This window comes from Aliivibrio sp. SR45-2, from assembly GCF_963890165.1.
Classification (GTDB): Bacteria; Pseudomonadota; Gammaproteobacteria; order Enterobacterales; family Vibrionaceae; genus Aliivibrio; species Aliivibrio salmonicida.
Genome location: NZ_CAWPRC010000167.1, coordinates 1 through 21,853, shown reverse-complemented (window position 1 = coordinate 21,853; position 21,853 = coordinate 1). Strand labels below are relative to the sequence as shown.

The following is a 21,853-nucleotide window of genomic DNA, read 5'->3' as shown; positions in this document are numbered from 1 at the left end:
GGATACACAATGAGTGAGTTTTCTAATGCTGTTACAGACCAAACCGTTGATGAACTGGTTGGCTGGGTAAAGCAGCACGATTTCTCATTGAACTTGCCGACCGAGCGTTTGGCATTTTTGTTGGCCATTGCTGTTCTCAGTAATGAAAGATTTGATGATGAACTGGGTGAAGGTGAACTTCACGATGCGTTTGGAATCATTAGTGGGTTATTTGGACAATCCAATGACACCATTGCTTTTCGTGCGAACAATGCAATCAATGAATTAGTAAAACAACGTTTAATTAGCCGTTTTAGTGGTGAAAGTACGGATGGAATGAACATCTACCGTCTCACGCCATTAGCGATTGGTATTACCGACTATTACGTTCGTCATCGTCAATTCTCTAAATTGAAGCTTTCTATTCAATTGGCGATGGTAGCGGAAGAAATTCAAAAAGCATCACAAGCCGCAGAAAAAGGCGGAGAAGCAAAACATTGGCGTAAAAATGTTTTTGGTGTTTTGAAATACTCTGTTGGTGAAATTTTTGATCGTATCGATCTAAACCAACGAGTAATGGATGAACAACAGCAATCAGTAAAAGAAGAAATCGCTGAGCTGTTAAATCAAAATTGGCGTGAAGCGATTTCAAGTTGTGAAAAGCTATTGGATGAAACATCCGGTAACCTACGTGAATTACAAGATTCACTGCAAGCGGCGGGCGATCAACTTCAAACTGAATTACTGAATATTCAAGAAATTGTTTATGGTAATGAAGAGTTAGAGTTTATCGACGCCTTATTGTATTCATTACAAATGAAGTTGGATCGTATTGTGAGTTGGGGACAACAAGCTATCGATCTATGGATTGGCTACGATAGACACGTACATAAATTTATCCGTACTGCAATTGATATGGATAAAAACCGTGCCTTTAGTCAGCGTCTGCGTGATTCTGTAAAAGGGTATTTTGATGCGCCATGGTTATTAACGTACGCAGATACAGAGCGTTTACATGATATGCGTGATGAAGCTCTTATGCTACGTGATGACGAAGTAACAGGCATTGTTCCTGAAGAAATGGAATTTGAAGAGCTGACCGTTATTGCGGATCTCTTAGCAGAACAGGTTAGTGAAATGCTACAACGTCATAAAGACACTGGTGAAGCGATTGAGTTAGGTACGATACTTAAAGATTATCTAGCGATTCATCCTCATTCTCAGCACTTTGATCTTGCCCGTTTAGTGGTAGATCAAGCGGTGCGTCTCGGTTATTCAGAAGCCGATTTCCAAGCCGTTCAACCTGACTGGCAGTCTATTAACGAATTCGGTGCGAAGGTACAAGCAAATGTCATTGACAAATATTGAAGAATTTATGCCTGAGAAGTTAGCAAAAGCGATTGCTAATCCATTATTCCCAGCATTAGACAGTTTATTGCGTTCTGGCCGCCATATTGCCAGCGAAGATTTAGATAATCATGCGTTGTTACGTGAATTTGAGCATGAGTTAGGTATGTTCTACCAACGCTATCATGCTGAATTAGTAAAAGCACCGGAAGGCTTCTTTTACTTGCGTCCACGTTCAACGTCTTTAATTGCTCGTAGTGTATTAGCTGAAGTTGATATGCTTGTTGGTAAAGTATTGTGTTTCTTATACCTAAGTCCTGAGCGTTTGGCTCATGAAGGTATCTTTACTAACCAAGAGCTGTTTGATGAGCTATTAGTGTTAGCTGATGAACAAAAGTTAATGAAATTAGTAACAAACCGTGCATCAGGTTCAGATTTAGATAAAGAAAAGCTATTTGATAAAGTTCGTACTTCACTGCGTCGTTTAAAGCGCCTTGGTATGATCATTCAAGTTGGCGAACAAGGTAAATTCCGTATCAGTGAAGCCGTATTCCGCTTTGGTGCTGATGTTCGTTCTAATGATGATATGAAAGAAGCACAATTACGCTTGATCCGCGATGGTGAAGCCGTTGTGGTTCACAATGAAGAATCGAGTCAATCTAGCTTCGATCTTGATGAAAATGAAAAATTAAGTGAAACATCTGCAGAAGAGCAGCATGAATTAGAATTGGAAGGTGATGCATGAGCATGATTGAACGTGGTAAATATCAATCACTCACCATGGTTAACTGGAACGGCTTTTTTGCGCGTACCTTTGATATTGATAATCTAGTAACGACGCTTTCTGGTGGTAACGGTGCCGGTAAATCGACCACAATGGCCGCGTTTATTACGACTCTAATTCCAGATCAATCATTACTTCATTTCCGTAATACAACCGAAGCGGGTAGCTCACAAGCGTCTCGTGATAAAGGTTTACACGGTAAATTAAAGCCGGGTGCATGTTATGCCGCACTAGACGTTGTAAACTCACGTAATCAACGTGTTCTTTTTGCGGTTAAATTACAACAGGTTGCTGGCCGTGATAAGAAAGTAGACATCAAACCGTTCATTATTGTTGGTTTGCCAAGTCATGTAAAACCAACCGATTTAATGATCGAGGCAGTGTCTGATAATCAAGCTCGTGTTCGTCAAATCAATGAAGTAAAAGACATTGTAGCTGGTTATGAAGGTGTTCAGTTCAAAGCGTTTAATTCGGTGACGGATTACCACGCACAAATGTTTGATTACGGTGTTTTACCTAAAAAACTTCGTAATACAAGTGATCGTTCTAAGTTCTATCGTTTACTTGAAGCGTCTTTATACGGCGGTATCTCAAGTGCAATCACGCGTTCTCTACGTGATTATCTACTGCCTCAGAATGGTGGTGTGAAAAAAGCGTTCCAAGACATGGAAGCGGCACTGCGTGAAAACCGCATGACGTTAGAAGCGATTAAAACCACGCAGACTGATCGTGATTTATTTAAGCACTTAATTACTGAATCAACCAACTATGTTGCGTCTGATTACATGCGTCATGCAAATGATCGCCGTAAGAAAGTAGAGCAAACATTAACGCACCGTGTTGAGTTAATGAACGCACAAAGTAGCTTGGTGGGTTTATCTTCTGTATTGAATAATATGCAGAATGAATTAGGCTTATTAACGGATTCTGAGTCAGGCTTAGAGCAAGATTATCAAGCTGCATCTGATCATCTTCAATTAGTGCAAACAGCTGTTCGCCAACAAGAGAAGATTGAGCGTTATTCTGAAGATCTAGAAGAGCTGACAGAGCGTTTAGAAGAGCAAGTAATGGTGGTGGAAGAAGCCGCTGAACAGCTTGCAATGTCAGAAGAGCAAGCGCAATTAACAGAAGAAGAAGTTGATAGCCTTAAAACACAACTTGCCGATTACCAACAAGCGTTGGATATGCAGCAGACTCGTGCGCTTCAATATCAACAAGCCGTTAAAGCTCTTGAAAAAGCACAACAGTTAACAGCGAATGATGAACTAACGCAAAACAATGCAATTGATCTTCAATCTGAGTTAAAAGCAAAAGAAGATCGACAAACAACCGCACTTCTTGCGATTAAACATAAGTTGGATTTGTCTTCTGCGGCGGTTCAACAATTTGAACGTGGCTTGGCATTAGTTACCTCAATTGCAGGTCATGTTGAGCGCAGCGAAGCGTCAGATAAAGCAAAAGCGTTAATTGAACAAGCTCGCCAGTTCAGCAATATTGCAGAGCGTGCAGAGCAACTTAAAGCACAGTACAAAGATTTAGAGCGTGCGGTTCGTTTACAACGCCAAGCTCAAGAATTAGCGGCTGAATACGCAAAACGCTTTAACATCACGGTTGATTCTGAAATCATACTTGAAGAAGAACAAGCTCGTCATGAAGAGATGCTTGAGACGGTTCAAGAGCAACAAGAAAACATTATAGATAAACGCTCAGAGCTAAAACGTCAAGAACAGCAACTTCGTTCTGAAACTCAGCGCTTAGAATCCATTGCGCCAAAATGGATCGCAGGTAATGATGCGTTGCATAAACTGAATGACCAATGCGGTGTTGAGTTAGAAGATAGCCATATGGTTATCAGCCAAATGCAAGAAACGCTAGAAAACGAACGTGTACTTTCAACCAATAAAGATCGTCTTGCTACTCGTAAAGAAGAGTTAGATGGTGAAATTGAACGCTTAGCTGCCCCTGGTGGTAGTGGTGATGCTCGTCTTAAAGGTCTTGCGGATACATTAGGTGGCGTACTGCTTTCTGAAATTTATGACGATATCACATTAAGTGATGCACCGTATTTCAGCTCGCTTTATGGCCCAGCTCGTCATGCTATTGTTGTTTCTGACTTATCTGGTATTAAAGAGAAATTGGTTGATCTTGATGATTGCCCAGATGATCTTTATATCATTGAAGGCGATATTGATGCGTTTGATGACAGCGTATTTGATGCCGATGAAATGGAGAATGCCGTTTGTGTTCATCTAAATGATCGCCAAATGCGTTATTCTCGTTTCCCTGAGCTGCCATTGTTTGGTCGTGCCGCTCGTGAGCAGCGTTTAGACACATTACGTGAAGAGCGTGAAATTGCCGTTGAAGAGCACGCGAAAGCCGCGTTTGATTCACAAAAACTGCAACGTCTATACCAAAGCTTTAATGGTTTTGTATCAACACACCTAGCAGTCGCGTTTGATGCCGATCCAGAAGTTGAATTGAAAAAAGCACGTGAGCAATTATCACAAGCAAGCCGTCAATTAAATGAATTGGTAGCGACTGAGCAACAACATAAATCTCAAATTTTAGCGTCAAAAGAGGCTCTGTCTCAATTAGCTAAGATTGCACCACACATCAACGTGCTTGAAGATGAAACCATCACTGAGCGCTTTGAAGAGATCAGTGTGCAAGTTGAGCAAGTATCAGAAGCCGAAAGTTTCTTACGTCAAAATGGCAAAGCGATTGCAGAATTAGAAAACCTGCAACGTGCATTAGAAGTGGATCCTGAGCAATTTGATGCATTAAAAGCTGAACATGAGCAAATTGATGCACAATTGCAAAGTATTAAAGCTCAACTGTTTGCTATTTCTGATTTAGTCGAGCGTCGTCATCATTTTGGTTATGAAGATGCAGTCACATTGCTTAATAAGAGCAGTGAACTAAATGAACAACTTAAAGCTAAATTAGTACAAGCAGAACAAGCGCGAACTAAAGCGAAAGGGCAACAAAAACAATCACAAGCTCAAGCAAACCAATACAACCAAGTAATGGCGTCGCTGAAGAGCTCACATCAAGCGAAACAAGAAACGGTTCAAGAATTTAAGCGTGAACTGCAAGAGTTTGGTGTTCATGCAGACCAAAGTGCGCTAGAGCGTGCTGAAGTTCGTAAGGGCGAATTAAACGAGCGTCTACACAGTTCTCGTGGTCGTAAGAGTGAGCTTGAAAAAGGCATCACATCAAACGAACTTGAGATTAAAGGCTTAGTTAAACAATCTCGTAAAGTTGAAAAACTGTACCGAGATTTACGTACCTTTGTGGTTAATGCAAAAGCGGGTTGGTGTTCAGTTCTACGTTTAGCTCGTGAAAATGATGTTGAGCGTCGTCTGCATAAACGTGAATTGGCGTATTTAAGTGCGGAAGAACTGCGTTCAATGTCGGATAAATCATTGGGTGCGCTTCGTCTAGCTGTCGCTGATAATGAAGACTTACGTGATTCATTACGAGCGTCTGAAGACACAAGTAAGCCAGAGCGTAAAGTTCTGTTCTACATTGCTGTTTATCAACATCTTCGTGAGCGTATTCGCCAAGATATCATTCATACGGATGATCCAGTTGAAGCAATTGAAGAGATGGAAACAGAGCTTGGTCGTTTGACTGAAGAACTAACGTCTCGTGAAAATCGCTTAGCATTAAGCTCTGAAAGTGTGGCGAGTATTATTCGTAAAACGATTCAACGTGAGCAAAACCGTATTCGCATGCTAAACCAAGGCTTATCTCAAATTGGTTTTGGTCAAGTTAAGGGGGTTCGTCTAAACGTAGGTATCCGTGAAACCCATGCGATGCTACTTGCTGGTCTGTCTGAGCATCAAGCACAGCACCAAGACTTATTTGGTAACCCCCGCTTTACGTTCTCTGAAGCGATTGCGAAATTGTTCCAACGTATCAACCCACACATCGATGTTGGTCAACGTTCACCGCAAACATTGGGTGAAGAGTTACTGGATTACCGTAACTACTTAGAACTAAATATTGAAGTAAATCGCGGTACTGATGGTTGGTTACAAGCAGAGTCGGGTGCATTATCAACAGGTGAAGCGATTGGTACAGGTCAAGCGATCCTACTGATGGTTATCCAAAGTTGGGAAGATGAATCTCGTCGTCTTCGTAGTAAAGACATTATGCCTTGTCGTCTATTGTTCTTGGATGAAGCGGCGCGTCTAGATGGTAAATCTATCGCGACCCTATTCGAGTTATGTGAGCGCCTGGATATGCAATTATTAATCGCGGCACCAGAAAACATTAGCCCAGAAAAAGGGACGACTTATAAGCTGGTTCGTAAGATCTTCAAAGATCGCGAGCACGTTCATGTGGTTGGCTTGAAAGGCTTTGGACAAGAAACAGCGGCAAGTCGAACTCAACAAACACTGGAAGAAGCAGAGATTGCAGAGTAACAGTGAGTTAAGTTTGTAAATAAAATGGCAGTCAGAAATGACTGCCATTTTTTATGACTAATTCCTAAGCAGGTATGAGCTCGAAAAGGTATAATCCGAACTCGTATTTTAGTAAACAAACCAAGAAATAGAGGATTATCATCAATGTGGCGAACAATGATTGTATTTTTAGCGTATTGGATAATGGCTGCTCACTTTTTACGAGAAGGGAATGTGATTGTTGTTTCTGTGCTTTTTTTACTTCCTTTTACTCTGTTTTTTAATAAAGAATTTGTATTTAGAATGCTACAAGCAGGCCTTGTTATTGGGGTCTTTGCGGTGTGGCTTCCTACTATTTATCACATAGCAGACTATCGTTTAGCGACTGAGCAACCTTGGATCAGAATGGCGCTGATCATGAGTGGTGTTATTATATTTACTCTATATTGCGTTTGGATCATGAATCACTTAATTAAACAGATAAAACATAACAAATAATGGTGTTTATCTAAGTAAATAATCAATGTTGATATTGATTAAGCGTCTGATAATTAGATTAAAGGGGATATAAAATGACAGACAATAAAAGCGTAGAACAAAATGAAGGTCAGTTTGAAAATCCCCTTGTATGGCCTTTATTTGAGGTTTTACAAGAATTGAATCAGGCGTGGAAGGTACACACACTTTCTGCTTATTTAATCGAGAAAGGTTTATTAAAACAACTGGATGAGAGTATAGATAAAGATTTGTTTAAGCGTAATTTCTTAATCATGAATGCGCTTTATCAGTTGCAAACAGAGTTATATCCAGAGCAATGGCTACAAGTTGAAGCGATGAACATTCAATTGTTCTCTGAGCTGGAAACCAAAAACAACCAACAGACGATTGATGCGGCACACCCCTTACGTGAATATTATTTAGATTGGATTAATTATCAAGTCGAAGAGGGAGAAGTACAGCGCTTATTAAACGAATTTTGGAATAATTATCGCCGGTATTTGGGTGGGACGAATGCATCATCAATGGATCGTATTCAAGCATTAAAACGGTTTGGATTATCAGAAAGTGCAACTGAAAAAGAAATCCGTAAACAATGGCGAAAATTAGCCATGCAGCACCACCCAGATAGAGAGTCGGGCAATGCTGAACAGTTTAGGGTGATGTGTGAAGCATGGAATGTGCTGCGTTAATTATCTGATGCCTGTTTATTTAATGTGTCATCAAATAATAAACGAGCGCGTAAACCAGGGTAATTATCACTTAAACTGATTTTGCCATTGTGTATTTTCATGACAGTTTTAACCAAGGCTAATCCTAAACCAAACCCATGCTCAGTTCGACTTGGATCTAAACGAACTAATTGGTCTAATGCTCTTTCTCTGTCTTCTGGCTTTATGCCCACACCGTTATCAGCCACTACCACACCAAAGCAATCGACAATCACCTCAATGACCCCACCTTCATGAGTGTATTTAATTGCGTTATCAATGATATTAAATATGGCTCTAAAAAGTAGACTAGGGTTTGCATATAATGGGCAGGGCATCTCTACCGTTAAATACAGCTTTTGTTGTTTATCATGTGCCATTGGTTCTGCAAATTCCATCGCATCACGAACAATTTTACTTAAGTCACAAGATTGTTTATTTATCGGGGTACCGACGTGTTCTAAATGATAAAGCTCCATCATTCCATTGAACGTATCCAAGAGTAATGAAAAATCAGATTGAATGTTATCTAGCTGTATTTGATGGTTATTTGATAGGTTTTTATCGTTTAATAGGTCTTCAATTCTTAGTTTTATACGACTCATTGGGGTTCTAAGATCGTGAGCAATATCGACGGTTAATGATTTTAATTTGGATTCACTGCTTTCCATTTGTTCTAACATATTATTTAAATGCAGAGCCAGTAAATCAAATTCATTCATATCAGGCCCAACTTTTAAACGAACATTTCGTTCGCCTAACATGACTCGATTCATGGTTTGGTTAACAAGGTTTAATCGTTTAAGAATGTAAACGGCAATAAGAATCGCGATCAAGCATAACGCAATAAAAGGAAAAAATGTCCCCCAGATCACGGATGAATCTAATTGGTTTTTAAAATGTAAATATCGTTCTTGGTCAATACCTATGGTTAATTCAGAACCGTCAGAAAGCTCAATTTTTGTTGCTCTCATTTCTGGTAGGTTATTTTGAGCTTGATACTGCTTTATTTGGGCAATGATAGGGTAAGTGGTCACCGAAGTGTCTGTCGGTGCGGGATACGCATGATTAACCAGTTGGTAAATATATCTGCTGTTATTAACATTGCTAATACTTTGATGAAGCGCTTCTATGCCTTCGGTTTTTGCAATCGTTTGAAGTTGCGATGTTTCTGCTTGTAGCCATTCATCTAGATTTTTATTATATAAATTTACAGAGGTTGAATACAGTTGATACAGTAATAGTGCCATCATTGAAAATAGGCCGATAGCGAACCAGATCAGCAGTTTTAGAATAGAAGAACGATAAAGTTCATCACGCTTGTCTAATAACATAACCCGCTCCACGAACGGTTTCGATTAAATTGATCGCTCCGCCTTGCTCTAGTTTCTTACGTAATTTAGCAATATGCACATCAATAACGTTAGTTTTAGGATCAAAGTGATAATCCCATGCCGCTTCAAATAAACGCATGCGAGAGACAACTTCGTTCACGTGCTCTGCTAAGTAACGTAATAAGATAAACTCTTTATTTTGTAGAGAGATGGCGTTGTTATTTATGGTGACTTTTTGAGACCGCAAATTAATGAGGAGATTATTGATTTTTATCTCATTAGAGAAACTTTCGATTGGTCGATTACGACGGAGAATGATATTAATTCGGGCTAATAATTCCGCTAAGGCAAAAGGCTTAGTTAGATAATCATCACTGCCTGCAATTAAGCCTTCAACTCGCTGGTCTACGCTGTCTAACGCGCTAAGTATCAGTACAGGCGTATTATTTCCTGTTGCTCGAATCGCAGAGAGAATTTTTAAACCATCAATATTGGGTAACATACGATCCAATACGATTAATTGGTATTCACAGCTGATGGCCATCATTAAGCCTTCTTTTCCATCTCCTGAGTTATCAACGATAAACCCTTCTTGTTCAAGCGCTTTTGCGATAAATTCGCGAGTGGTTTGATCGTCTTCTATAACCAGTATTTTCATTTGTTTATCTCTATGTTAAGTCGGCTTATTGTAACAATAAATAAGTTTGAATTCATAAAAGTTAAAACGTAAATGAAAGAGAGCTTGTGTGCCTTAAAATCAAATTAACGTGTTTTTCTGAATTCTGTGGAAAGAAGGGCAAAGTTTACATTTGGTATCTAGTGAAATGGCAACTATTTTAATATAACTACATCACTGAATTTTACTGATGGATTAAATATAGTGAGTCGTTATTTTGATGATTATCCTAAAGAGAACCCAAATAATGGGGTAGGAAAGCAATTCAATTTTGAATTAACCCAATATTTTAGGGAGCAACAAGAACAAAAAGCACTTAAACGTGAATTTTTAGAGAAAGTGGTAGATTGCCCTGAATGTGGGAATAAAGAGTTAAATTGCTACCATTTTACTGCTGAAATATACCAATGTGAATGTCAGCATTGTGGCGCTTATGGCTCAGGAATGAATGAGCAAGAAGCCTACTCAGCAATCGAGTGTGTATCAGATAAAGAATAGATAACTAATGAGTAACAATGCTTCGTGTATAAATACATCATAAAGAGCCTTAAAGAGGGAATAATTAAGACTCTTGAGTTGCACTTACATAATATCTGGTACGAACATTATGAAGTTAGGCTTTTAAAATCACTTTCATTTCTGCAGCGACTCTATCCACTTTTCCTAAGCCTATAATAACTTGCAGACCACCTTTACCCATTGGAACCACTGCAATGGCACCAAGAGATTTAAGTTTGTCGCTATCAGCAAGGCTTGAATCTTTCACGGTTAAACGTAGACGTGTAATACAGTTATCTACTTCTAGGATATTTTCTGAACCACCAATTGCTTCGATATACGCAGTGGCAACATCAGTAATGTTTTCTTCTACAGAATCATCTTTATTCATGTCTTCACCACGACCCGGAGTTAGGAAGTTGAACTTCTTAATCGCAAATCTAAATATAGTGTAGTAAAGAACAAAGAATACAAGACCTTGTGGAATAAGCATGTACCACTTAACCGCCAATGGATTCTGAGTTGATAAAGCGAAATCAACAAGACCTGCTGAGAAACCAAAACCTGCCATCCAATGCATACTTGCAGCGATGTATAAAGAAATACCCGTTAAGATTGCATGAATTAAATATAACCATGGAGCAAGGAACATAAAGCTGAATTCTAGAGGTTCTGTAATACCGGTAAAGAATGACGCCATTGCTGCTGCAAGCATGATAGAGAAAACAGCGGCTTTATTGCGTTCTTCTGCACAATGGTAAATAGCCAGAGCTGCACCTGGCAGACCAAACATCATGATAGGGAAGAAACCCGCTTGGTACATACCCGTTTGACCGATAACCGCAGTACCATCAGCAATAGACTGTGCACCACCTAAGAAATTTGGAATGTCGTTAATACCAACAACATCAAACCAAAATACAGGGTAAAGGGCATGGTGCATACCAACTGTAAGCATTAAACGGTTAAAGAAACCGAACAGACCAGCACCAACTGCACCCATTGATTGAAGTTGAGTACCGAAAGAGATTAGGGCGTCAAAAATGGCAGGCCATACGTATAAAAGAACGAATGATAATGCCATACCAGCAATCGATGTCAGGATAGGAACAAGACGTTTACCACTAAAGAAAGCTAATGCTTTTGGTAGTTCAACCGTTGAGTATTTGTTGTAAATTTCAGCAGAAATAATACCGACAATAATACCAACAAATTGGTTGTTGATTTTTGCGAATGCAGAAGGAACTTGATCCAATGGAATGCTTTCAAGTTGAGCAACAACCGCTGGAGATAAAAGGGTAGTAACAACAGTAAAGCAAATAAAACCCGCAAGTGCCGCTGAACCATTTTTGTCTTTACTTAAACCAAACGCAACACCAATCGCAAATAGCATTGGCATTACATCGATAATAGCGCCACCTGATTTAATTAGAAATGCAGCAAGTACGCTATTTGCGCCCCAGCCTGTTGGGTCCATCCAGTAACCAACACCCATTAAGATTGCAGCAGCAGGTAGCGTAGCGACGGGAACCATCAGCGCCTTACCTACTTTCTGCATATAACCAAGTACATTCATATTGTATTCCTTAAAGTAAAATTTCGTATTTTTTAATTTAAGGTAAGAATACAGAGGGCAAGATTAAGGAAAGGTTGTGTCAACATTAACTATTGTTAATGTTGACAGTAAGTTCTGCAATGTGTGAGTTAGATCTTGTTTATTTGCGCTGTAAATTAACCGGGGTGACCATCAACTCGTTTTTTACATAACATCGGGGCAAAGTGCCAAACAAAGAGACCAAATGCAAAGGCCCATAATACGGCTGCAATATTGATCATGTTCATCATATATTCAGGGAAAACAATTACACCAACAGATCGAATAACAGCAGCAAGGACAATAGCTGAGAAGGCCGGCCACATAACAGGACCTTTATATATTTCACGGCCAGTATGACCCATTGTCACACGTGCGATCATAGCTAAAATAACGCCTCCTAGTGCCCCAATAGCAAATAAATGAATGGCGGTATGAGAAATAAATCCATCGTCTGCGAACCCACGGATCAGTAGGCTTACAGGAATGCATAAATACCCCGCATGAAGTGACCATACTAACGGTTCACTGAGTGTTTTATGACTCTTCCAACGACCCATTCTAATTAACTGTGCAAAACCGGCTACAATCATTAAATAAGGACTGATCTCTTCCGCTGTTAATGGGAAAAAACTAAGGATAAATAGCATTGCAAGCGGGATATTACATAATGCTTCTAACCATAAAATAGGTTGTGCTTTTTCAAACTGAAAGCGACGTGCAGTAAAGAAAGGGATAACACGTGCCCCCATTACCGAAATCAGTAAGGTAAACCACCACAACATAGATTCCCAAACGGCCGCAGAAGTAAACGGCGGTAATCCTTTAATCGTGGCATAGCTAGCAAAATTGGCAGCAATAGCGACAATAAATAAAGGAATAAAGAAGAAATTACGAACGCCTTTTGTTTTAATAACACGGAATCCAACTTCATACGCGATAGCAGCAAGGAATAAGGCTTCAATACTAGAAATGATCCAAAGTGGTGTTGGTGTCCAAAAAAGAATTCTTGGTAATAACCATAACAACACAATAAAGCCGAGTCGTTTATCAGAGGTTCCTTTAACACCAGTCCAGTTTTGAACTGCGCTCAACACGAACCCTGCAACAATTGCCATTGAAAACCCAAATAGCATTTCATGGACATGCCACCATAAAGCAGGAACGGTTAGCTGGCTCGGTTGACCTGTCTGAAATGCCCATACCCATACAGATACCGCAATAATTGCGTAAATGCTACCCAGTAAAAAGAAAGGGCGAAAGCCTAAACGTAAGAGTGGTGGGATTTTTTCTTCAACGGCTTTATCAGTAATATTCATGATTAATGATTCCAAAATTAGGGATACAGAAGAAGTATAACGTAAAGGGCAATTAATAACATGTATTTTTTATGCATGTTATGTTTTTAGTGACAGTCTATATGTGGTTACTTTCTTGTTTGTGACTTAATTGTTAAAAAATAGAACCTTTACTCGACAATTTAACCATCTTAGTTAAGATAACGGCATAAAATGATAAATTGGATAAAATATGAGTCAGGAAATTTATTTTGGAACAGAGAAAAAGTTCAGCTTTAAACGCAGTGCTTTGAATGCTGTTACGCGCTTACATCATATGCTTATTCCAGATCATGCAAAGAAAATGGGACGAAAATTACTATTAACACCAGTAAGAACAAAACCTAAAAATGCAGAACCTTCAGGGCTAATAAAAAGTAAGTTGAACTCACCAGAAGGAGAGCTTAGCTTGTATCAGTTGGGGTCAGGTCCTGTATGGGTGTTAGCTCATGGTTGGTCTGGTAATTCAAGTCAATATTACCCATTGATGGAGTACATTGCCTCTAAAGGTTTTACTGCCGTAGCTTTTGACCACTCTGCTCACGGTCAAAGTGAAGGCAAACATGCGCATTTACCAGCCTTTATTGAAGGACTAAATGCGGTACTTGATGAGCAATATGAAGTCGCGGGTGTTATCTCTCACAGTATGGGCACCGCTGCTGTTTTAGAGTGTCACCATATTAAATTAGATGACACACCTTTGCTTTTGATCGCTCCAGTATTGAATTACACCGAAAACTTATTCAACAGTATTGAACGTTCGGGCTATTCAATTAAGTTATTTAAAGCGATTGTTGGTGATATTGAACATCAATATCAACGAACTATCGACAGTTTTAATCCATACCAGCGATTACAACAACGCACAAGCCAGACTATTATTGTGCATGATAAAGAAGATCGATTTACGAGCTTTGATTTATCAAAATCTGCTTCTGAGCACATTGAAAATGTCACGTTATACCCAACAGAAAATCAAGGGCATGGACGAGTGATGGCAAGTGATGCGGTTATGAAAGCGTTCGATGTTTTAAATCGTATTTAATTAATACATTAAAGGCGATGCATAGAAAGTACCGTGCATCGCCGTATTTTTATCTAAATAACCATCTTTTAAGAAAAGTTCTATCTACAATAAGAACGAATGAAGTAGATAGTACAACCGTCCCAAAAACTATCAAAAAATCTTTTGCTGCTAATGTTATGCCCATCATCCCTGTAATATTCAACATCACTACTACACACAATAAATGGCACACATAAATACTAAGTACATGTCTACTTAATTTAAACGTCAGCGGGTGGTTCCCTATATTAGGTCTAGATAACAACAATAAAAATAGACCGATACCTATCAATGGTGTGCCTGTTAAGAAATCATGTTGATTAAAAGGAACATGATAAGTGGTTAGCCAATACGCCTCACTAAAATGAATAACTATACCTGCCAGCAAGAGTAGTAAGGACTTTGTTGAAGATAAAGTGACATTACGCTTTCTCAGCTCAAAGCCAATCACTATCATCAACGTACTAAAGAAAGGGCCATTACGAGTAAAAAAGGGCGTCCATACCTCAGTTAATGTTTGATAACTTCCGCCCATAACGCCATAAGTATACAAGATAACCGCAACCGGAATAAGCAAAGACGATTTATTCAAATGAATGAATAATGCGATAATCGCAACCGCGATAACCAATGCAGGGATAAACCACAAATGTACCATACCGCCTTCCATTAAGGCATTTAGAGGGTTTTGAGTTAACCAATTCCAGTAACCCGTACGCTCAGCTAAGTACCCATCTGTTGCTACCCGTTGCCAATTAAATGGCATTGCTAGACATAATAGGCTCCAAACTAGCCAGATTTTGATTAATGGTGATGAGTATTTCTTAAGTGTATTGAACGGTGATATTGATAACTTAGGTTGGATCAAGTAACCAGACAGAATAAAAAAGAAGGGAACAGCAAAACGGGTCAGTTGATTAAAAGCATAACCAAAAACGGGAACATCATCGACTAATAAATAGGTCATGAAGATTTGAGAGTGCAGAGCAATAATTGCGAATAGAGCAAATAACCTTCCAAGTTCTAAGCTCGCGATTTTATGAGAGTTTTTCATTAAAAGAACATCCTTGAATTTTTGCGTAATCTACCAAGTACTTTTAACTAAATATATGCGTTAGATTAATTCGTTGAGATTTTGATACTGGTTGTTTTCATAAATGAGAGAGCTTTCACATAAAACCGTTGACCTTCCCCCTAGTGGAAGCCTTATTATCTGACTAATTCATTATTGTTGGATGTTATTTGTGTTTACTTCTTTTTCTAAATGGTTAGTAACAAGCGTTACACTGATGGCATTAGTGCTATCTAGTGTTGCTTACAGCTATCCAATGAAAATGGAAGGAATGACGATGAATACGCAGATGAATACGCAGATGAATACAGCTCAAGATTCTGATGCTATGTATGACTGCATGCCTGAGCACCATTCAACGCAAAGCAATACATCAGACAATGACCCAAACAATTATATACAATGTGATACGTCATCAATGTCGATGGATAGCGGCTACCCTTGCTCTGAACAAGGCGATAGCTGTTGTAAAACCATTTGTGTTGTGTCTGTTTATGCTTTACCTATCGGGCTTACGGCCCATACTAATGCAACTGCATCCGTGATTGTATATGCTCAATATAATGAGCAAACACGTTCATTTACCTCTTCTTCGCTTTACCGCCCTCCAATCGCGTAATTTCAATTAAATCAATTCTCTAAATAAGATATTTAACGCTTATTTATCGGTTTAATCATGGCTGTGATCCGTCTTCATGCATCACGTCATTATTGGAATAATTCCATGAAAAATACATTACGTACACGCTCTAAAAAGGTGTGGTTAGCTTCAATGATCTCGCTAGTACTTTCAGGTCAAGCCTTGGCAGAAAGTCAATTGACGCAGCTTATCGAACAAGCGTTGTCTTCAGATGCAAGTCGAGATCAAATATACGCGCAATCACAAGCATTACGCTCCATTGGTATTGCAAGTTCAACGCTTGCTGATCCTACTCTTAAAGTCGGATTTGGTGGGCTACCAGTAGACAGTTTTAAGTTTGATGACGATCCAATGACCAATATTTCTGTCGGATTAATGCAGAAGTTTGGGCGAGGCTCAAGTTTAGATTTACAACAAAAGCAAACTGGGCAGCAAGCGGATGTATTGGCGATGCAAATTCAAGTTCGTGAACTCGATGTAGCAAATACAATCACCCAACTGTGGATAGAGCTAGGCTTCTTACAAAAAGCAGAGGCGATTTTGCATGAAAACCGTCAGCTATTGTCTGAAATGGAAAGATACATTAATACCAATTACGCCATTGGTAAAAGCGAAAGTCAGGATCTTCTTCAAGCACAGCTTCAGCTAACTCGACTCGATGAGAAGTTGCAAACAAATCGTCAATTACAAGGACGAATTTATGCGCAGCTTAGCGAATGGCTACCTAACTTAGCGGATCAAAAATCAAAAGAAATAACACCACTAGAGTGGTCTACCTTAGAGCGACTATTAGCGAGTAAATCACCTCAAGAAACTGAATTTTATGACTTATTAAATTCAAACCCAACCGTAAAAATGAGTGAACTCACGATCACAGCAACAAAAACAAAAGTAGATATTGCCAATGAATCTTACTCTCCTCAATTTGGTGTTGAGGTTATGTACGGTTATCGTCAAGCGAATGGAATGGGGGGGCAACCCGCCTCTGATTTAGTCAGCGCTTATTTAACGATGGACATCCCTCTGTTTACCGATAAACGTCAAGATCAAAATTATGCGGCTGCACAATATCAAGTGGGTTCTGCGAAGTCACAACGTGATGTGCTATTACGACAATTGAACGCCAAAGTGAATTCATTGTTGGTGGATAAAGTTAATTTTGAACAACGTCTTTCTCGTTACAACAATACGTTATTGCCTCAAGCAAAAGAAAGAACCAAAGCGGTAGAACGAGGTTATGAAAATAATACGGCACAATTTAATGATGTGATTTCCGCAGCCAATGATGAGCTGAGTATTGAGTTAGAGAAACAGCGTTTATTCAGTGATTTAAGTAAAACATACAGTAACTTAGCTTTTTATTTAAATGGCTTTGATTATGCCGTATCTGCACCAAAAATAACCCCGTCTGAGCATTAAGGAAGAGAATATGAAACCAGTTAAAATAGCATTACTTTCAGTTGTTATTGGCGGTGTTGTTGGTGCAGCGAGCATGAATTTATACTCGGGGCATACGATGAGCGCAATGGCGATGACGGCTCAAGAAAATAGCGCATCATCAAGCAGTGAGCCTTTGTATTGGGTTGCCCCTATGGATGCCAATTATCGCAGAGATCAGCCGGGTAAATCACCTATGGGTATGGATTTAGTGCCTGTTTATGCCGACGATGCACAAGGTGAGAAGTCACCAGCGGGCACCGTAACAATAGATCCAAGCGTGGTGAACAATTTAGGCGTAAAAAGTGCTTTTGTTGAGAAAACGATCCTGTCTCCAAATATAGATACTGTGGGTTATATCGCGTTTGATGAAAGTAAGTTGTGGCAAGTAAACGTACGTGTAGCAGGCTGGGTTGAAAAGCTAAATATCAATGCCATAGGTGAAAAGGTAAATAAGGGCGATGTGTTATTTACTCTTTACTCTCCTGAATTGGTGAAAGCACAAGAAGAGCTACTAAACGCGTATCGAACAGGTCGAAAAGGACTGGTCAAAGGCGCAAGAGAACGTTTGCAGTCATTGGGTGTGGATAAAGCTCAAGTTAATTCTATTGTTAGAAGCGGTAAAGCAAATAAAAACATAGAGATAAAAGCGATTTCAAGCGGTGTCATTGCGAGTTTAAATATTCGAGAAGGTGGCTATTTATCACCCTCTCAAATCGTTATTAGTGCAGGACCTTTAGAAAATGTATGGGTAGATGCTGAAGTTTTTGAACGTCAGGCTCACTGGTTATCTTCTGGTAATAAAGCGGTGATGACGTTAGATGCGGTCCCTGGGAAACGATGGGAAGGTGAAGTGGATTACGTTTATCCGATTTTGGATCCAAAAACACGAACCATGCGCATGCGTTTAAAATTCGATAACCAAGATGGTGTATTGAAACCAAATATGTTCGCTAATATAACCATTCACCCTAAAACAAAAGAAGAAGTATTAACGATACCTCGTCAAGCGGTCATCCGTTCAAATGGCATGGCCCGAGTGGTATTGGATGAAGGAAATGGGAAGTATCGCTCAGCCCGAGTTATTGCCGGTCGTGAAGCAGGCAATAAAGTAGAAATAGTTAAGGGATTGAAAGAAAACGATAAAGTAGTCACGTCAGCGCAATTCTTATTGGATTCTGAATCAAGCAAGACGGCAGAATTAAGCCGAATTAATGGTCCCGAAAACAGTGTTTGGGTTTCTGGCAATATTACTATGCTAATGGCTGATTTTGGCATGGTTACCTTTGATCATAAAGCCGTCTCACAATGGGATTGGAAAGCGGGTGAAATTAATTTTTCGGTTGAGAAAGAGATTGATTTGGCTTCTTTTCGTGAAGGTGAAGCGGTTCAGTTTTTAGTTCAAAAAGTGAATGATGAATATCAATTGATTGAGATTGAAAAAGAAGGGGCGTTATTATGATCCCCGCCATTATTCGTTGGTCGATTAAAAATCGATTTTTAGTTCTCGTTGCGACTTTTGCTTTAGTTGTTGCAGGAATTTACAGTGTAAAGAATACACCAGTCGATGCTTTGCCTGATCTTTCAGATGTTCAAGTGATCATTAAAACCAGCTACCCAGGTCAAGCGCCTCAAGTGGTGGAAGATCAGGTGACTTACCCGTTAACTACCGCAATGCTTGCGGTTCCGGGGGCTGAAACGGTTCGTGGTTTTTCATTCTTTGGTGATTCCTATGTTTATATCATTTTTAATGATGATACCGACATGTACTGGGCGCGTTCGAGGGTGTTGGAGTATTTAAGCCAAGTTGCGCCTAGATTACCCGCAGAGGCAAAACCCACATTAGGGCCCGATGCGACAGGGGTTGGTTGGGTATACAGTTATGTATTACAAGATAAAACCGGTAAGCACGATTTAGCCGAATTACGCAGCTTGCAAGATTGGTTTTTAAAATATGAACTGCAAACGGTCGATGGCGTATCAGAAGTTGCTACGGTAGGTGGAATGGTGAAGCAATATCAGGTGGAAATTGATCCTGATAAATTGCGAGCTTATAACCTAACACTACAACAAATTAATAAAGCCATTAAAGAGGGGAATCAAGAGGCGGGCGCTTCGGTTATCGAAGTCGCGGAAGCTGAACACATGGTTCGTACATCGGGTTACTTAAGCAGTATTGAAGACATAAAATCATTGCCGCTAAAAGTAACCGATAAGGGAACGCCTTTATTGCTTGGTGATATTGCTGATATTAATCTTGGACCACAAATGCGCCGTGGTATCTCTGAATTTAATGGAGAAGGCGAAGCGGTTGGTGGCGTGATTGTCATGCGCTTTGGTGAAAATGCCAGTAACGTCATTTCGAATGTAAAAGAAAAATTGGCTCAATTACAAAAAGGCTTACCAGAAGGCGTTGAAATTAAAGCAACTTATGACCGCTCTAAACTTATTGACCATGCAGTAACAAATTTATGGGAGAAATTGGCTGAAGAGTTTATCGTCGTTGCCATTGTTTGTGCTTTATTCTTATTTCATATTCGTTCTTCGTTGGTTATTGCATTAAGTCTGCCTGTTGGGATCCTTTGTGCGTTCATTGTTATGCATTGGCAAGGAATTAATGCCAACATCATGTCATTAGGTGGTATCGCAATTGCCATTGGTGCAATGGTTGATGGTGCTATCGTAATGATAGAAAACGTTCATAAACACATAGAAAAAACACCATTAACGGACGAAAACCGTTGGCAGGTAATAGGTAAAGCGGCAGAAGAAGTTGGACCTCCACTCTTTTTCTCATTACTTATCATTACCTTAAGCTTTGTTCCTGTATTTGCATTAGAAGGCCAAGAAGGGAAGATGTTCTCCCCATTAGCCTTCACAAAAACCTTTGCAATGGCGGCTTCTGCTGGCCTAGCAATTACCTTAGTACCTGTATTAATGGGCTATTTTGTTCGAGGTAAAATATTGCCTGAGAACAAAAATCCAATAAACAAAACGCTAGTGGCACTTTACCGACCATTACTGAATTTGAGTTTACGCTTTCCAAAAACGATACTTTTGGTTGCCGTGGTCTTAATGGGATCGTCATATTATCCAATCTCTAAAATGGGCAGTGAGTTTATCCCACCATTGGATGAGGGCGACTTAATGTACATGCCAACAACCTATCCAGGAATCTCAATTGGTAAGGCGCGAGAGTTACTACAGCAAACCAATAAACTGATTAAAACCGTTCCAGAAGTCGATACCGTGTGGGGAAAAGTGGGGCGAGCAGAAACAGCAACCGATCCAGCACCATTAACAATGATAGAGACGGTTATTCAGTTCAAGCCTAAAGATGAATGGCGTGACGGTGTAACTACTGAGTCAATTAAAAAAGAGCTAGACCAATTGATTCAATTCCCTGGAATAACGAATGCGTGGGTGATGCCAATCAAAACGCGTATCGATATGCTAGCAACAGGAATTAAAACCCCAATAGGGATAAAGATAGCAGGGCCAGATCTTAACGTAATAGAAAAGATCGGCGCAGAGTTAGAACCTATTTTAAATAACGTTAAAGGAACCACCTCGGTTTATGCAGAGCGAGTCGCTGGTGGGCGTTATATAAATATCGATATAAAACGTCGCCAAGCCGCTAGATATGGCTTAAATATTAAAGACATTCAACAAGTTATATCAACAGCTGTGGGTGGAATGAATGTAGGAGAAACCATTGAAGGGTTGGAGCGTTACCCAATTAATGTTCGTTATCCACAATCGTATCGTGATTCTGTTGTTAAGTTGCAGAACTTGCCATTGATAACGGCGAACGGTGCTCGAATTGCTTTAGCTGATGTCGCTGATATTCGTTATGAAGATGGTCCACCAATGATAAAAACAGAAAATGCACGACCTAATGGTTGGGTGTTTGTAGATATTGATGGTCGAGATCTAGGCTCTTATGTGCATGAGGCTCAACAAGCTGTGCATGATCAATTGGATTTACCCGCGGGCTATTCCCTTGGTTGGTCTGGTCAATACGAATACATGGAACGAGCAAAAGAGAAATTAACGACGGTTATTCCTGTAACCATCGCGATTATTATGCTGCTTTTGTATTTAAGTTTTAAACGAGTAGGGGAGGTGTTAATTATCATGGGGACATTGCCGTTAGCTATGGTTGGCGGTCTGTGGCTAATGCACATCTTAAACTTCAATTTCTCGATCGCCGTTGGTGTAGGGTTTATTGCTTTATCCGGTGTTGCGGTTGAGATTGGTGTGATCATGTTGGTGTATTTGAACCAAGCATGGGATGAAAAACAAGCGACAGCAAAAGAAAACAGTAACTCGGTAACACAACAAGATTTAACGTTAGCCATTGGTGAGGGCGCAGGGTTACGTGTTCGTCCTGTCATGATGACAGTACTGACAGTGATTATCGGTTTAATTCCAATTATGTATGGTTCCGGTAGGGGGTACGAAGTAATGCA

16 protein-coding genes are annotated in these 21,853 nt (G+C 39.7%); 11 read left to right on the top strand and 5 right to left on the bottom strand.

Annotated features, from left to right (window positions below; genetic code table 11):
- Window positions 1–9 precede the first annotated feature (9 nt).
- The 5 genes from mukF to AACV33_RS14425 all read left to right on the top strand — a co-directional run bounded on the left by mukF (window position 10) and on the right by AACV33_RS14425 (window position 7,709).
- Window positions 10–1,347: a chromosome partition protein MukF gene (mukF, locus tag AACV33_RS14445; RefSeq protein ID WP_017023136.1), complete on the top strand. Its 1,338-nt coding sequence runs from the start codon at window positions 10–12 to the stop codon at window positions 1,345–1,347.
- Entirely contained in the window at window positions 1,328–2,071 is a 744-nt protein-coding gene (gene mukE, locus AACV33_RS14440; RefSeq protein WP_017023137.1) for a chromosome partition protein MukE, read from the top strand. Before mukF ends, mukE begins: the two co-directional genes overlap by 20 nt.
- Complete coding sequence (mukB, locus tag AACV33_RS14435; protein WP_182700356.1) at window positions 2,068–6,540, top strand: chromosome partition protein MukB; 4,473 nt, start codon at window positions 2,068–2,070, stop codon at window positions 6,538–6,540. Before mukE ends, mukB begins: the two co-directional genes overlap by 4 nt.
- A gap of 144 nt (window positions 6,541–6,684) precedes the next feature.
- The gene (locus AACV33_RS14430) at window positions 6,685–7,017 is read left to right on the top strand and encodes a hypothetical protein (RefSeq protein ID WP_023604004.1); all 333 of its coding nucleotides are present in this window, start codon (window positions 6,685–6,687) and stop codon (window positions 7,015–7,017) included.
- A 74-nt stretch (window positions 7,018–7,091) separates the two neighbouring features.
- Window positions 7,092–7,709 (top strand): DNA-J related domain-containing protein, encoded by a 618-nt coding sequence (locus AACV33_RS14425; protein WP_023604003.1) that lies wholly within the window; start codon window positions 7,092–7,094, stop codon window positions 7,707–7,709.
- Here the strand turns inward: AACV33_RS14425 and AACV33_RS14420 are convergent.
- Window positions 7,706–9,061, bottom strand: a complete 1,356-nt coding sequence (locus tag AACV33_RS14420) for a HAMP domain-containing sensor histidine kinase (RefSeq protein ID WP_182700355.1) — start codon at window positions 9,059–9,061, stop codon at window positions 7,706–7,708. The two genes, AACV33_RS14425 and AACV33_RS14420, sit on opposite strands and share 4 nt — an antisense overlap.
- The gene (locus AACV33_RS14415) at window positions 9,042–9,719 is read right to left on the bottom strand and encodes a response regulator transcription factor (protein WP_012552026.1); all 678 of its coding nucleotides are present in this window, start codon (window positions 9,717–9,719) and stop codon (window positions 9,042–9,044) included. The genes AACV33_RS14420 and AACV33_RS14415 overlap by 20 nt, the downstream gene beginning before the upstream one ends.
- 222 nt (window positions 9,720–9,941) lie before the next feature.
- On the opposite strand from AACV33_RS14415, the gene AACV33_RS14410 reads away from it, so the two are divergent.
- A complete protein-coding gene (locus AACV33_RS14410) occupies window positions 9,942–10,235 on the top strand; it encodes a hypothetical protein (RefSeq protein ID WP_017023142.1) in 294 nt (97 codons plus the stop codon).
- 115 nt (window positions 10,236–10,350) lie between these two features.
- Here the strand turns inward: AACV33_RS14410 and nagE are convergent, their stop codons facing one another.
- Both nagE and AACV33_RS14400 read right to left on the bottom strand, forming a co-directional pair.
- Window positions 10,351–11,811, bottom strand: coding sequence for an N-acetylglucosamine-specific PTS transporter subunit IIBC (gene nagE / locus AACV33_RS14405; RefSeq protein ID WP_012552024.1), 1,461 nt, complete (start codon window positions 11,809–11,811; stop codon window positions 10,351–10,353).
- Between the two features lie 155 nt (window positions 11,812–11,966).
- Window positions 11,967–13,151, bottom strand: a complete 1,185-nt coding sequence (locus tag AACV33_RS14400) for an NnrS family protein (protein WP_026025581.1) — start codon at window positions 13,149–13,151, stop codon at window positions 11,967–11,969.
- Window positions 13,152–13,359: 208 nt separating this feature from the next.
- Between AACV33_RS14400 and AACV33_RS14395 the strand changes: the two genes are divergently transcribed.
- A complete protein-coding gene (locus AACV33_RS14395) occupies window positions 13,360–14,211 on the top strand; it encodes an alpha/beta fold hydrolase (protein WP_017023144.1) in 852 nt (283 codons plus the stop codon).
- Window positions 14,212–14,260: 49 nt separating this feature from the next.
- Here AACV33_RS14395 and AACV33_RS14390 read toward each other — a convergent pair whose 3' ends face one another.
- Window positions 14,261–15,286 carry an acyltransferase family protein gene (locus AACV33_RS14390; protein ID WP_182700354.1) on the bottom strand — a complete coding sequence of 342 codons (1,026 nt, stop codon included), beginning with the start codon at window positions 15,284–15,286 and terminating at the stop codon, window positions 14,261–14,263.
- 181 nt (window positions 15,287–15,467) lie between these two features.
- Between AACV33_RS14390 and AACV33_RS14385 the strand changes: the two genes are divergently transcribed.
- From AACV33_RS14385 to AACV33_RS14370, 4 genes are all read left to right on the top strand, one after another.
- Entirely contained in the window at window positions 15,468–15,923 is a 456-nt protein-coding gene (locus tag AACV33_RS14385) for a hypothetical protein (protein ID WP_220488693.1), read from the top strand.
- A 105-nt stretch (window positions 15,924–16,028) separates the two neighbouring features.
- The gene (locus AACV33_RS14380) at window positions 16,029–17,363 is read left to right on the top strand and encodes a TolC family protein (RefSeq protein ID WP_065612154.1); all 1,335 of its coding nucleotides are present in this window, start codon (window positions 16,029–16,031) and stop codon (window positions 17,361–17,363) included.
- Window positions 17,364–17,373: 10 nt separating this feature from the next.
- Window positions 17,374–18,843: an efflux RND transporter periplasmic adaptor subunit gene (locus tag AACV33_RS14375; RefSeq protein WP_182700352.1), complete on the top strand. Its 1,470-nt coding sequence runs from the start codon at window positions 17,374–17,376 to the stop codon at window positions 18,841–18,843.
- A partial coding sequence (locus AACV33_RS14370) for an efflux RND transporter permease subunit (RefSeq protein WP_182700351.1) occupies window positions 18,840–21,853 on the top strand: 3,014 nt, incomplete at its 3' end. The genes AACV33_RS14375 and AACV33_RS14370, both read left to right, overlap by 4 nt.

What these genes read in the sequence shown, in the direction of transcription:
- AACV33_RS14425 (WP_023604003.1), top strand. Translation starts at nt 7,092, where the DNA reads ATGACAGACAATAAAAGCGTAGAACAAAATGAAGGTCAGTTTGAAAAT.
- AACV33_RS14380 (WP_065612154.1), top strand. Translation starts at nt 16,029, where the DNA reads ATGAAAAATACATTACGTACACGCTCTAAAAAGGTGTGGTTAGCTTCA.
- AACV33_RS14390 (WP_182700354.1), bottom strand. Translation starts at nt 15,286, where the DNA reads ATGAAAAACTCTCATAAAATCGCGAGCTTAGAACTTGGAAGGTTATTT.
- nagE (WP_012552024.1), bottom strand. Translation starts at nt 11,811, where the DNA reads ATGAATGTACTTGGTTATATGCAGAAAGTAGGTAAGGCGCTGATGGTT.
- mukF (WP_017023136.1), top strand. Translation starts at nt 10, where the DNA reads ATGAGTGAGTTTTCTAATGCTGTTACAGACCAAACCGTTGATGAACTG.
- mukB (WP_182700356.1), top strand. Translation starts at nt 2,068, where the DNA reads ATGAGCATGATTGAACGTGGTAAATATCAATCACTCACCATGGTTAAC.
- AACV33_RS14385 (WP_220488693.1), top strand. Translation starts at nt 15,468, where the DNA reads ATGTTATTTGTGTTTACTTCTTTTTCTAAATGGTTAGTAACAAGCGTT.
- AACV33_RS14375 (WP_182700352.1), top strand. Translation starts at nt 17,374, where the DNA reads ATGAAACCAGTTAAAATAGCATTACTTTCAGTTGTTATTGGCGGTGTT.
- AACV33_RS14430 (WP_023604004.1), top strand. Translation starts at nt 6,685, where the DNA reads ATGTGGCGAACAATGATTGTATTTTTAGCGTATTGGATAATGGCTGCT.
- AACV33_RS14420 (WP_182700355.1), bottom strand. Translation starts at nt 9,061, where the DNA reads ATGTTATTAGACAAGCGTGATGAACTTTATCGTTCTTCTATTCTAAAA.
- mukE (WP_017023137.1), top strand. Translation starts at nt 1,328, where the DNA reads ATGTCATTGACAAATATTGAAGAATTTATGCCTGAGAAGTTAGCAAAA.
- AACV33_RS14395 (WP_017023144.1), top strand. Translation starts at nt 13,360, where the DNA reads ATGAGTCAGGAAATTTATTTTGGAACAGAGAAAAAGTTCAGCTTTAAA.
- AACV33_RS14415 (WP_012552026.1), bottom strand. Translation starts at nt 9,719, where the DNA reads ATGAAAATACTGGTTATAGAAGACGATCAAACCACTCGCGAATTTATC.